The following is a 12,136-nucleotide window of genomic DNA, read 5'->3' as shown; positions in this document are numbered from 1 at the left end:
GCCGCGCGCGGCGACGCCCTTCGGCGCCGCGCCTCATCCGGCGCTCCGACGCACATTCTCCCACTCGCGCGCACCGCCTTTCATCTTGCCGGGGCGCGGCCTCTCCGGCGAAATGCGCCGCATGTCGCACCTCTCGCAGCGGCGGCGACGCCGCCCCGGCGCGCTGCTCTCCGTCCTCGCCCTCTCCGCCGCCGGGTGCGCGCCCGCGTCGCCCGCGCAGGCGCCCGCGCCCGCCTCGGCCGCGCCCGCCCGACCCGCGGCAGCAGCGCCGGTCGCGGCGCCGCAGCCAGCGCCTGCGCCGGAGCGGCCGGCGTACGAGGGCCACGGCGCGACGAGCGTCTCGCCGGAGATCCTGGCCCGTTATGCGGCGCCCCCGCTCCCGGACGACGTGTCGCGCCGGATCCAGGCGATGCTCGACGTGCGCGCGCCCGGCGGCGGCGTCCTCGCCCCGGACGGCAAGGCGCTCTTCTTCACCTGGACGATCACCGGGACGCGGCAGGTCTTCCGGCTCGACGGCCCGCAGCGTTTCCCGGTGCAGCTGACGGGCGGCGAGGATCCGACGGTGGTCGAGGACGTGACGCCCGGCGGCGCGTACCTCGTCCTCTCGCGCGACCGGAAAGGCGAGGAGAACCCAGGTCTTTACCTCCAGGAGGCGAAGGGCGGCCCGCTCCTCCCCATCCAGCACAAGCCCGGCGTGCAGACCCAGCTCCAGATCGTCTCCGACGACGGGCGGCACGTCTATTACCGCGCCAACGACGTCAAGAAGGACGCGTATGCCATCTACCGGTACGACATCGCGTCGAAGCAGCGAGAGCTCGTGTTCGATCGCGAGGGCATCTGGCGCGCCGCGGACGTGGCGACCGACGGCCGCCTGCTGCTCGCGAAGGACGTCGGGTCCAACATGACCGAATTTTACGAGTGGGCGCCTTCCGCGAAGGGCGCCGCGAAGGCCGATCCGGCGGCCGGGGCGCTGACGCCGCTGTTCGGACAGGGCGAGCGCGAGGACTACCAGGCCGTCTACGGCGCGGCGCCCGGCGAGATCTTCGTCCTCACGCCGAGGCTCGGGGAGCACCGCCGGCTCTACCGCTGGAAGGAGGGGAAGCTCGCGCCGATCACGCCGGAGATCCCGTTCGACGTCAGCGAGTTCCGGGTCGATCGCGGCAAGAAGCGGATCCTCTACACGGTGAACGAGCGGGGCTACACGCGGCTGCGCGCGCTCGACGCGAGGACGCTCCGCGAGATCAAGCTCCCTGCGCTCCCGGAGGCAGACCACGTGGTGCCGATCGCCACGACGAGGGACGGCCGGTTCACCACGCTGATCGTGCAGACCTCGAGATCTCCGGCGACGAGTTATGTGCTCGACTGGACCACGGGCAAGCTCGCGCAGTGGCACACCCCGAGCACGCCGGAGGTCGACGCGGGCGCGTTCGCCGCGGCGACGCTCGAGTCCTACCCGGCGCGCGACGGCGCGCAGATCCCGATGTTCGTGCGCCGCCCGGCGCGCTGCGAGCAGCCGTGCCCGGTGATCGTCCATTTCCACGGCGGCCCGGAGAGCCAGAGCAGGGCGGGGTTCAGCGCGCGGGCGCAGATCTTCGTCGACGCCGGCTTCGTCTTCGTCGAGCCGAACGTCCGCGGGAGCGACGGTTACGGCAAGGCGTGGCTGCACGCCGACGACGGCGCGAAGCGGCTCGACGTCATCACGGACATCGAGGACGCCGCGAAGTTCGTGAGGGCGACCTTCGGCCACGAGGGCCGGCCGCCCAAGGTCGGCGTCTTCGGCGGCAGCTACGGCGGTTATTCCGCGCTGATCGGCATGACGATGTTCGCCGGGGCGTACGACGCCGGGGCCGCGGTCGTCGGGATGAGCAACCTGGTCACGTTCCTCCAGAACACGGCGCCTTATCGGCGCATCCTCCGGACCTCCGAGTACGGGGATCCCGACAAGGATCGGGACGCGCTGGTCAAGCTGTCGCCGATCACGTACCTCGATCGGGTGAAGGCGCCGCTGCTCATCATCCAGGGTGTCACGGACCCACGCGTGCCCGCGGGGGAGTCCGTGCAGATCCAGCGGGCGCTGGAGGCCAAGAAGATCCCGTCCGAGCTCATCTTGTTTCCCGACGAGGGGCACGGGGCGCAGAAGCGCGACAACCAGGTGCTCCAGTACGGGCACATCGTGCGGTTCTTCCAGACGCACCTCGGAGCGCGGTAGGGCGCTGCTCCTGGGAGCTCGGGAAGAGGGCGTTTTGCCGGCCGGCGCTCAGGCGGACGCGGGCGCGCCGGTCTGCGGGATCTGCCCAGGGTCGACCGGCGTGCCGACGTGGTGCTCGTCCGCGAGATCGTCGAAGATCTGCGGCATCAGGGACACCTTGCCGTGGAGCCGGAGGACACACTCCACAAGGAGCTTTGCGGCACGATAGATGGTGAGCCACTCGTCGCGCGCAGCCTTCACCTCGGGGGTCATGGCGCGGCGGGCGAGGCGGCTCTTGCGCACGCTCCTCGTGAGCGGCTCGAGGGCATCCCGCGAGCGCTCGATCGCGGTCGTCCACTCCGCGTGCTCGGGCAACCGGCGCTTGTGCCGCTCGAGCGCCTCCAGCGCCTGGGTCATCACCTCGATGAGCTCCGCGGGGCGGCGGCGGAGCACCGCGGCGAGGGTCTGGCCCTGCAGGATGTCGCGGGCCACCGCGGCCCCGCTCGGCCGCGACGCAGCGTAGGTTAGGAGGCGGCGCATCAGGTCGCGGCCCGTCGCGACCGGCGCATGCTGACCCTTGCTGGAGCGGCCGGACGCGGGGGCGCGCGGAGGAGCGGCCGCCGCGTTCCGCATCGCCTCGCCCACGGCTGCGGTCGCGGCGTCGAGGCGCGCCGTCATGGTCCGCAGGGCCTGCCTGAAGCCCGCATCCATCGGCAGGACGAGCTTCCGGATCTGCGACGCCGCGGAGCGGCCGAACACCGGGATGTCGCGCTGGTAGATGTAGGAATCGGACATGAGGGCAACTCCGCTGCGCGCTAGCGCGCTCAGGGCTCGTCGACCAGCGCCATGACCGCCCCGCCAGCCACGCCGCGCGCGAGCGCCGCGAGCGTGGCGAAGAAGCGGTCTCGGCCAGAGCTCTCTACATGACACAGGCGCGCGAAGGGAGGGATTTCTCAGGGCGCGGCGAGGAGAACGTGGCCCGAATCGAGGCGCGCGCGCCGGCGGGCGTGGCCCGGCACCCGCGCTCGTCGACCGCGACACGGCGCAGGAGCGCCCACGGCGGCTTATCTCGTCCGCTACGAATTTATCCCGTCGTATAAGGCGGCGTCGCCATCCCGGCCTCACGCCCGCGGATTTCCGCGGCTCCGTCGGCCGAGCCCGGTTGGCATCCTCCCTGCAATACCCCCTCGCGTCCACGCCAGAGTAGCTCAGCGGTAGAGCGCGCAAACAACTCCGGGCGGTGTTCTCCGGCGCGATGAGCGCCGGCAGTGAGCTCCGGGGTTACTTCCCTCCTAAGGACGAGGTCGCGGGTTCGAGTCCCGCCTCTGGCACAGGGCGCAGCGCGGCAGTCAGCGTCACGGTTCCTTCGTTCTGACACGACAAACCCCGTGACCACCATCCTCCGCGCTGCGCCCGTTATCTCGACCCCTCGCCGCGCGTGCGTCGAGGACGAAGGAGGTGTCACCATGGCTTTCTTTCAGCATCTCAAGCGTAAGGACGGGCGCCGCGGCGACGCGCACCTGAACTGGATGGGCGGGCGCTCCTTCGACATCGCAGACCCGCTGAAGCGCCTCCGCCTCGCGGCCTCGTCGTGCTTCTTCGGAGAGCCGATGTACTACCACCGCGAGCCGGCGGATCCGCGCCCGGCGGCGGGGAAGAAGGCGGCGCGCCGCGCGCAGCTCTCCGACACGGACGTCGCGCGCCTGCGCGCGACGCTCGGCGCCATGGATCCGGCCGAGTGGCGCAAGCTCTCGCCGGCGGCGCTCATCGAGAAGGCCATCGACGAGGCGCTCGCGGCCGATCCGGAGGCGACGCTCGCCGAGGCGGCGCGGCTGCGGGAGGAGGAGCACATGCGCACGACGCCCCAGGTCATCCTGGTGCGCGCGGCGAACACCCCGTCCGTGCGCGGGACGGGGCTCGTGCGCCGCTTCGCGGAGCGCATCATCCAGCGCGCGGACGAGCCGGCGGTGGGCCTCGCGTACCAGCTCTACCGCTTCGGCAAGCCGGTGCCGAACGCGCTGAAGCGCGCCTTCCGCGACGCGCTCGAGCGCTTCGACGATCACGCCCTCGCGAAGTACCGCCTGGAGGGCAAGGGGAGCAAGACCGTGGACGTCGTGAACCTCGTGCACCCGAAGAGCCCGAGCGTGGACCGCCTCGCGAAGGGCACGCTCCGCGCGACGGCGCGCACCTGGGAAGCGATCGTCTCGGCCCGCGGCTCGAACCGCTGCGCGTGGCGCAAGGCGCTGCCGGTCATGGGCCACATGGCCCTCCTGCGCAACCTGCGCAACCTCATCGAGGCGGGCGTCCCGACGGAGACGTTCCTGCCGAAGCTCGTCGCGACGGCGGCCGAGGGCAAGCAGCTGCCCTTCCGGTACTACAGCGCCTACCGCGCGGTGAAGGGCAACGCGCCGGGCGCCGTGCTGGACGCGGTGGAGCAGTGCCTGAACCGCTCGCTCGGCCAGGTGCCGTATTTCCCCGGCCGCGTGATGGTGCTCTGCGACAACAGCGGCTCTGCGCAGGGCACCACGACGAGCAGCCTCGGGACGGTGCAGGTGTCCACGATCGCGAACCTCACGGGGGTCATCGCGGGCATGCGCGCGGACGAGGGGCACCTCGGCGTGTTCGGCGACCGGCTGGAGAGCTTCGCGGTGCGCAAGAACGAGAGCGTGTTCTCGCAGCTCGATCGCGCGGAGCACATCGCCCGCACGATCGGCCAGGCGACGGAGAACGGGGTCTGGCTGTTCTGGGATCGCGCGATCCGCGAGCGGCAGCGGTGGGACGCCGTGTTCGTGCTGAGCGACATGCAGGCCGGCCACGGCGGCCTCTACGGGACGCACCCGAAGGCCTACGCGGACTTCGCGTGGAACGGCCACTACATCGACGTGGCCAAGCTCGTCGCCGCGTACCGCGCGCGTGTGCACCGCGACGTGCGCGTGTTCCTGGTGCAGGTCGCCGGATACCAGGACACGCTCGTGCCCGAGTTCTACGACCGCACGTACATCCTCGGCGGCTGGGGCGAGGGGCTCCTGCGCTTCGCGGCGGCGATGGCGCAGGAGTAGGCGCGGGAGCCGCGCACGCTCCCGTGCGCGGCACGGCGCATCAGGGACACGTCAGGTTCTCCTCGATGCAGTCCTCGCTCGGCGGCGCGACGTCTGCACACTTGTTTGTCACCTGGAGGCTCCAGATGCAGAAATTCTTGTAGACGAACCCGTCGACCCGCGAAAACACCGTATTCACGTCGGAGTAAACCGGCCCCTGGTGGCACGCGTCCTGCGAGCCGCCGATGTAATAGATCTTGTTCCCCACCTGCACGGGACCGCCCTGGAGGTGGATGTTCCCGTAGGGGCCGACGACCACCTCCTGACCGCTCGTGTTGGTCCGCAGCTCCGGGGCGAGCGACCCCTCCAGGCGCACCTTCACTCCACCCCACTTGTGGTGAAAGTCGATCTCGGTCGGAGAGTTCAGCTTCATCGCCTCCTCGGGCGTGAAGACATGAGGCTCGGGAACGTCCACGCGACCCGTCCGCGTAACACTCCTGATCCACTCGATCTGGTACTGACCGATATCGCTCTCATGGATGAGATCGGGCATCGCGCCGCAGTCCTGCCTGCAGCTATCCGCCGTCTCCGGCGGATTTTTGTCAGAATCACACGTCAGATCGCCGCATCCGTCGTGACATGAGTTCGAGTTGAAGTAGGTCGTCTCGCCGACGACGTCGAGCAGGTCCCCGGGCGCCACGTCGTCAGGGAAGGCGTCCCCCGCCGGCGCGCTGTCCAGCCTCGGGCAGGTGATCTCCCCGTCCTCTCCGGTCAACGCCTCGCTGCGAGAGACGGCCAGAATCCCAGAGTTGGCGGCGGTCTCGCTGAGGCCGGGGCTGGAGAGAAACACACCCCAGAGGCAGTCCCCGGACCTCGTGTCGTCGAGGTAGAACTTCTGGCTCATCGCCACGACGCCCTTGAGCTCGACGACGGTGTCCCTCGGGATCGCCCCCGTCGTGATCTCCTCGATCGTCGCCGCCTGCGGCGCCGTCTCTCCGCCCCCCGCGCCGCCACCCCCGCTCCCGGCCCCCGTCCCCGTCCCGGCCCCCGTGCCCGACGTCGTCGGCTGGTCCCCGCCGCCGTCCCCCGAGCTCGTCCCCGCGCCGCCGCCGCCTGATCCGGACGCCCCCGTCGGGCCCGTCGGCGGGGTGCCGCCGCCCTCGGCCTGGCACCCGCCAGCGTTGATCAAAAGCGCCATGGCGCAGAACGCGCCCAGCCCCAGCAGCCCGACATCCCTGCTACGCATGCGAACCTCCACGACGACATGAAGCGACGCCGTGCGCCCCTCATGGAGCGATCGCGACGCCATAACGCAACGCGCTGCGAGCAGCCTTACCGACAGTGTCGGCGGCCGCTCACAGCGAGCGCATTATGACGGTAGCACAGTTTTTGTCACACCTTGGCGGCGAGACCGAAGCCATCGTGCAGCGCGCGCACGGCGAGCTCAGCGTACTTCGTCGAGACCAGGCACGAGACCTTGATCTCGCTCGTGGAGATCGCCTGGATGTTGATCCCCTCGGCGGCGAGCAGCTGGAACATCCGCGCCGCGACGCCGGCGTGGGTGCGCATCCCGAGGCCGACGATCGACACCTTCACGATGTCCTCCTCGTACCGGATGCCCACCGCGCCCACGCCCCCGGCGATCTTCTCCATCACGAGCTTCGCCCGCGGCAGGTCCGCCTTGCCGACCGTGAAGGTCACGTCGGCCTTGACCTCGCCGCCCGCGCCGCGCGCCTCGATCCCGTAGCTCGGCGCGTTCTGGATGATCATGTCGACGCTGATGTTCTCCTCGGCCAGCGCGCCGAAGATCTGCGCCACGACGCCCGGCTTGTCGTCGACGCCGACCAGCATCACCCGCGCCTCGTTCCGGTCGAGCGCCACGCCCGTCACCGTCACGCTCTCCAGGGACCGCTCCTCGCCGACGACCCACGTGCCCGGCACGTCCGAGAACGACGACCGCACGTGCACCGGGACACCATACTTCATCGCAACCTCCACGCTCCGTATCTGGAGGACCTTCGCGCCAAGCGAGGCGAGCTCCAGCATCTCTTCGTAGCTGATCCGGTCGATCTTCCGCGCCGTCTTGCAGATGTTCGGATCGGTCGTGTAAACGCCGTCGACGTCGGTGTAGATCTCGCACTCGGCGCCCACCGCCGCCGCGATGGCCACGGCGCTCGTGTCGCTGCCGCCGCGCCCGAGCGTCGTGATGTTGCCCGCGTCGTCCACGCCCTGGAAGCCGGCGACCACGGCGATCTGCCCGCCGGCCAGCGCCTCGTGCAGCCGCTGCGCGTCGATCGCCTTGATCCGGGCCTTCGTGTAGGCGCTGTCCGTCAGGATCTTCAGCTGGTGGCCGAGGAAGCTCCGCGCCTTGCCGCCCTGCGCCTGGATGGCGATCGCCATCAGCGCCGCAGAGACCTGCTCGCCCGTCGCCGCGAGCGCGTCCATCTCCCGCGCGTCCGGCACCGGCGCGATGTCCGACGCTAGCTTGAGCAGGCGGTTCGTCTCGCCGGCCATCGCGCTCACGATGACCACGACGTCATGACCGGCCCGCTGTGTGGCGAGCGCCCGCGCGGCCGCCCGCTGGATGCGCTCGATGGACCCGACGGACGTGCCGCCGAACTTCTGGACGATAAGGCTCACGCGAGGTGTGGCCAACTAGTCCAAAGCGCGCTGTCGGGTCAAGAGGAAATGTGGAGAGCGCTAGAAAGGCCGACGAGCACAACCTTTCACGAGCCCACGCGAGCCCAGCCGCAGCCCCGGGGAGGCCGCGGACGCAGCCCGAGGGCCGTCGCGGACGCCGCCACAACGCCCGCGGACGCTCGACTGCACCCGCGGACGGACGACCGCCGCCCGCCGCGCCCCTGCGCCCACGCTCGCCCGCACCTCCCGCCGCCGGGCTCGGCGGCCGGGGAATAAACCCCCGCCCTAGCCGCTTCGGGTCGGCGCTGTTGACAGAGATCCCCCCGCCGCTAGGATGGCGCCGCCATTCGCCTGGGTAAAGGGCGATCCAGGGCGCCGACAGGCGCGCCTGCCGGCCAGGGGCGGGAGGGATCGCCAGGCGCGGAATCGTGGAGCACGACGCTCCCCGTCAAGGAACGATCAAGGAGGTTATTTTGGCTAGCGATGTGATGATCGAGGCGAGCTCGCTGACCAAGCGCTATGGGTCGCTGCGCGCGCTCGACAAGGTGAGCTTCGAGGTCCATCGCGGCGAGGTGGTCGGCTTCCTCGGACCGAACGGGGCCGGCAAGTCGACGACGATGCGCATCCTCACCTGCTTCATCTCGGCTTCCGCCGGGACAGCGCGGGTGCACGGCTACGACGTCTTCGACGACCCGCTCGATGTCAGGCGAAAGCTCGGTTACCTGCCCCAGCGCGCCCCGCTCTACGGCGAGATGAACGTCTGGGAATACCTCTCCTTCGTCGCCGACATGCGCGGGCTCGATCAGTCCGTGTTCCGCAAGCGCATGAAGGGGATCGTGGAGGTCTGCGGCCTCGCCCAGGTGCTCGGCAAGGACATCCGGAACCTCTCCCACGGTTACCGCCAGCGCGTCGGCCTCGGGCAGGCGCTCGTGCACGACCCCCCGATCCTCATCCTCGACGAGCCGACGAGCGACCTCGACCCGAACGAGAAGGCCGAGGTCATCCGTTACATCAAGGAGATCGGCAAGGAGCGGACGATCCTGCTCTCGACCCACAACCTCTCCGAGGTCGAGGCCGCGTGCGCCCGCGCCATCATCGTCTCCAAGGGCCGCGTCGTCGCCGACGGCCCCCTCGACGAGATCCGCGCGAAGAGCGGCAAGGTCCGGTACGTCGTCACCGTCCACGAGAAGAAGGTGTTCGAGGGCGCCGAGGGCTACCGGGCGGGCACGCGCAAGCCGCCGACCGCCCAGGAGGTCCAGGAGGCGCTCGGCAGGCTGCCCGGCGTCACCAGCGTCACCGAGCTGCCGACCGACGACAACGCCCACAGCTTCCAGCTCCTCGGCGCGCTCGGCGGCGACATCCGGCCCGAGCTCTTCCAGCTCATCGTCCAGAAGGGCTGGCTGCTCCTCGAGATGCGGCGCGACTCGCAGAGCCTCGAGGACGTCTTCAAGGCGCTCACCCGCGGCGACGAGCGGAAGGACCGCGGCCGCAAGCTGATCACCGACGACCTCGACGACGAGGACGAGACCTCGGCGGGCGAGGACGAGGACGACGAGGACGAGGACGAGGACGAGGACACCGCCGGCGACGAGGAGAAGGACGACGGCGACGGAGGCGCGGAGGAAGAGGCGCCCGAAAAGAAGAAGGGCTGAACGGTTATGAGCACCACCCTGACCATCGCGAAGCGGGAGTTCCGCTCCAACTTCGATTCCCCCCTGGCCTATGTCGTGATCTGCCTCGGGCTGATCGCGCTCGGCTTCGTCTTCTTCTACCTGAACGGCGGCTTCTGGCAGGCCGATCGCGCCTCGCTCGCGCAGCTGTTCGCGCAGGCCCCGCGCGGCCTGTCGTTCCTCGTCATCCCCGTCGTGACGATGCGCCTGCTCGCCGAGGAGCGGCGGAGCGGGACGCTGGAGATGCTCATCACCCTCCCGGTCAAGGACCACGAGGTCATCCTCGGCAAGTTCCTCGGCGCCTGGGGGCTCGTGCTCGTGCTCATCCTCGCGACCACGCTCTACCCGTTCATGATGTTCGTGACCCCCTGGCACCTCGGCGCGCTCGACAGCGGGCCGGTGATCTCGGGCTACATCGGCCTCGTGCTCTACAGCGCCGCGGCGGTCGCGATTGGCCTGCTCATCTCGGCGCTCACGGAGAGCCAGGTGATCGCGTTCTTCATCACCTTCATGCTCCTCCTCTTCCTGCACTTCATCGGCGCCGCGTCCGACAACGCGCCGCCGGCCGTGCGCGATGTGCTCGCCTTCATCAGCTTCGACACGCGCCTCGCGCCGTTCGCGCGCGGCATGGTGTCCACCCGAGACGTCGTCTTCTTCCTCTCGATCACCGTCGGCTGCCTGATGGCCGCGTTCAGGGCGCTCGAGCGCAGGAAGTGGGCGTAAGGACTACCCATGGAACGGAAAGCCAAAGCCGCGACGCAAACAGGCGTCTACCTGGCCATCGTGGCCGCCATCCTCGTGGTGGCCAACGTCATCTCCTACAGCGCCTACAAGCGCTTCGATCTGACGAAGAACGAGCGCTTCACGCTGTCGAAGGGCTCCGCCCACCTCGTCCGCGAGGGGCTCAAGCAGGACCTCCAGGTCGACATCTACGTCACCCGCGGGCTCCCGAAGCACGAGGCGTTCATCCAGGATCTCACCGACCTGATGGGCGAGTACGAGCAGGCCTCGAACGGCAAGCTCCACTACACGATCATCGAGCCGAAGACGGACGAGCAGCGCGCCGCCGCCAAGGAGGCCGGCCTCCAGGAGGCCGCGTTCGGCGAGGGGAGCGAGACCGGCCAGGACCAGGCGACCATCACCCGCGGGTTCATGGGCGTCTCGTTCAAGTACGGCAGCGAGAAGGAGGCGATCCCGATCCTGTCGCCCGACCAGTCGCAGGGGCTCGAGTTCTGGATCACGAACAAGATCCGTGAGCTCCGCGACCGCGCCGACAACATCAACCAGACGTTCGGCATCGTCACGGGCAAGGACGAGATCAAGCTCTCGGAGGCGAACCTCATCGCGTCCCAGGGCGGGCGGCCCGGCCCCAACATGAAGGGCATCCTCGAGCAGGCGCTGCCGTTCTACAAGTTCGAGGACGTCGACCTGAAGGGCGGCGACGCCGAGATCAACAAGGACCTCGTCGGGATCGTCATCACCCAGCCCGGCAAGGAGTTCACCGAGAAGGAGCTGCGCCGCATCGACCAGTTCCTCATGCTCGGCAACAAGGCGCTCGCCGTCTTCGCCGGCGCCGTGAACATCAAGGCCTCCGACCCGGCGATGAAGGCGACGCTCAACACGTGGGGCCTCGAGAAGCTGCTCGAGGGCTACGGCGTCGAGATGAAGAAGGAGGCGGTCCTCGACTGGAGCCGCTCGATGGCGCTGCCGGTGCAGACGCAGTCCGGCCAGCTCCTGTGGTTCCGGGCGCCGGGCATCCTCCAGCTCCAGGAGGACAGCCGCCTCGACGAGAAGGAGCAGCTCCTCGACACGGCGTTCCCGGGCTTCTTCCGCCTCGCGGAGCTCGCCTTCCCGTTCCCGTCGACGCTCGTGCCGCACCCGGAGAAGCAGCCCGAGGCGACGGTGAAGGTCGTCGCGCGCTCGACGCCGAACACGACCGTCGACACCGCCGAGACGATCGACATGAAGATCCGCTCGGACTGGGCGCCGAAGGGCGAGCGCGCGCAGCGCGCGATCGGGGTGACCGTCGAGGGCAAGCTGAAGAGCGCCTTCGGCGGGCAGGAGGGGCTCGGCATCACGGCCCCCGGGGAGAGCGCCAGCCCGAGCCGGGTGCTCGTGGTCTCGGCGTCGCAGTTCCTCGCGAACCCGTTCGCGCGCGCCGGCAACCCGCCCCCCATGCCGCCGCAGATGGCGATGATGGGCGGGATGGGCGGCGACGAGGACCTGCAGATGCTGTCGCAGCCCTACGCGCAGAAGTACCTGACCAACACGATCCTCGCGCTCAAGAACACGCTCGACTGGATGGCGGGGGACAGCACGCTCCTCGCGGCCAGCGCGAAGCTGCTCGGCGAGACGAACCTCACCTACTCGGACATCGAGAAGCCGAAGCAGGAGGCGGAGGACGACGAGGCCAGCCTGGCCAGGAAGGCCGAGGAGTACCGGGCGCAGCGCAAGAGCGTGCAGACGCGCGTGCAGTGGACGCTCACGCTGCTGCCCGCCGCCCTGTTCGCCGCGTTCGGCCTCGTCCGGTGGCGGCGGCGCGAGAGCGCCCGCGAGAACATCAAGCTCGATTGAGCCAGAGCCCCACGGGGTAAAGAGCC

Annotated in this window: 8 protein-coding genes and 1 tRNA gene; 6 read left to right on the top strand and 3 right to left on the bottom strand. The window is 69.8% G+C overall.

What is annotated here, in order from left to right:
- Positions 1-121 precede the first annotated feature (121 nt).
- A complete protein-coding gene (locus tag WMF43_RS14015) occupies positions 122-2,209 on the top strand; it encodes a S9 family peptidase (RefSeq protein WP_437680584.1) in 2,088 nt (695 codons plus the stop codon).
- A gap of 48 nt (positions 2,210-2,257) precedes the next feature.
- On the opposite strand, the gene WMF43_RS14010 is transcribed toward WMF43_RS14015, so the two are convergent.
- Positions 2,258-2,983 carry a hypothetical protein gene (locus tag WMF43_RS14010; protein ID WP_437680582.1) on the bottom strand — a complete coding sequence of 242 codons (726 nt, stop codon included), beginning with the start codon at positions 2,981-2,983 and terminating at the stop codon, positions 2,258-2,260.
- Between the two features lie 402 nt (positions 2,984-3,385).
- Between WMF43_RS14010 and WMF43_RS14005 the strand changes: the two genes are divergently transcribed.
- Both WMF43_RS14005 and WMF43_RS14000 read left to right on the top strand, forming a co-directional pair.
- Positions 3,386-3,519 (top strand) — tRNA-Arg (locus tag WMF43_RS14005).
- Between the two features lie 135 nt (positions 3,520-3,654).
- A complete protein-coding gene (locus WMF43_RS14000) occupies positions 3,655-5,247 on the top strand; it encodes a TROVE domain-containing protein (protein ID WP_437680580.1) in 1,593 nt (530 codons plus the stop codon).
- A 40-nt stretch (positions 5,248-5,287) separates the two neighbouring features.
- On the opposite strand, the gene WMF43_RS13995 is transcribed toward WMF43_RS14000, so the two are convergent.
- Both WMF43_RS13995 and WMF43_RS13990 read right to left on the bottom strand, forming a co-directional pair.
- Positions 5,288-6,472, bottom strand: a complete 1,185-nt coding sequence (locus WMF43_RS13995; protein ID WP_437680579.1) for a hypothetical protein — start codon at positions 6,470-6,472, stop codon at positions 5,288-5,290.
- A 146-nt stretch (positions 6,473-6,618) separates the two neighbouring features.
- A complete protein-coding gene (locus WMF43_RS13990) occupies positions 6,619-7,866 on the bottom strand; it encodes an aspartate kinase (RefSeq protein ID WP_437680577.1) in 1,248 nt (415 codons plus the stop codon).
- 473 nt (positions 7,867-8,339) lie between these two features.
- On the opposite strand from WMF43_RS13990, the gene WMF43_RS13985 reads away from it, so the two are divergent.
- The 3 genes from WMF43_RS13985 to WMF43_RS13975 are packed head-to-tail and all read left to right on the top strand — an operon-like array spanning position 8,340 to position 12,110.
- Positions 8,340-9,518: an ATP-binding cassette domain-containing protein gene (locus WMF43_RS13985; RefSeq protein ID WP_437680575.1), complete on the top strand. Its 1,179-nt coding sequence runs from the start codon at positions 8,340-8,342 to the stop codon at positions 9,516-9,518.
- Between the two features lie 6 nt (positions 9,519-9,524).
- Positions 9,525-10,259 (top strand): ABC transporter permease, encoded by a 735-nt coding sequence (locus WMF43_RS13980; protein ID WP_437680573.1) that lies wholly within the window; start codon positions 9,525-9,527, stop codon positions 10,257-10,259.
- Between the two features lie 9 nt (positions 10,260-10,268).
- Positions 10,269-12,110, top strand: a complete 1,842-nt coding sequence (locus WMF43_RS13975; protein WP_437680571.1) for a GldG family protein — start codon at positions 10,269-10,271, stop codon at positions 12,108-12,110.
- Positions 12,111-12,136 lie beyond the last annotated feature (26 nt).

The sequence above is a fragment of the Sorangium sp. So ce131 genome (genome assembly GCF_051519095.1).
GTDB lineage: Bacteria > Myxococcota_A > Polyangia > Polyangiales > Polyangiaceae > Sorangium.
The sequence above is the reverse complement of the archived record's forward strand: the minus strand, read 5'-3'. Positions and strand labels throughout refer to the sequence as shown.

Excerpts from the sequence above, each read along its gene's own strand:
- WMF43_RS14000 (WP_437680580.1), top strand. The coding sequence starts at position 3,655 with ATGGCTTTCTTTCAGCATCTCAAGCGTAAGGACGGGCGCCGCGGCGAC.
- WMF43_RS14015 (WP_437680584.1), top strand. The coding sequence starts at position 122 with ATGTCGCACCTCTCGCAGCGGCGGCGACGCCGCCCCGGCGCGCTGCTC.
- WMF43_RS13975 (WP_437680571.1), top strand. The coding sequence starts at position 10,269 with ATGGAACGGAAAGCCAAAGCCGCGACGCAAACAGGCGTCTACCTGGCC.
- WMF43_RS14010 (WP_437680582.1), bottom strand. The coding sequence starts at position 2,983 with ATGTCCGATTCCTACATCTACCAGCGCGACATCCCGGTGTTCGGCCGC.
- WMF43_RS13980 (WP_437680573.1), top strand. The coding sequence starts at position 9,525 with ATGAGCACCACCCTGACCATCGCGAAGCGGGAGTTCCGCTCCAACTTC.
- WMF43_RS13995 (WP_437680579.1), bottom strand. The coding sequence starts at position 6,472 with ATGCGTAGCAGGGATGTCGGGCTGCTGGGGCTGGGCGCGTTCTGCGCC.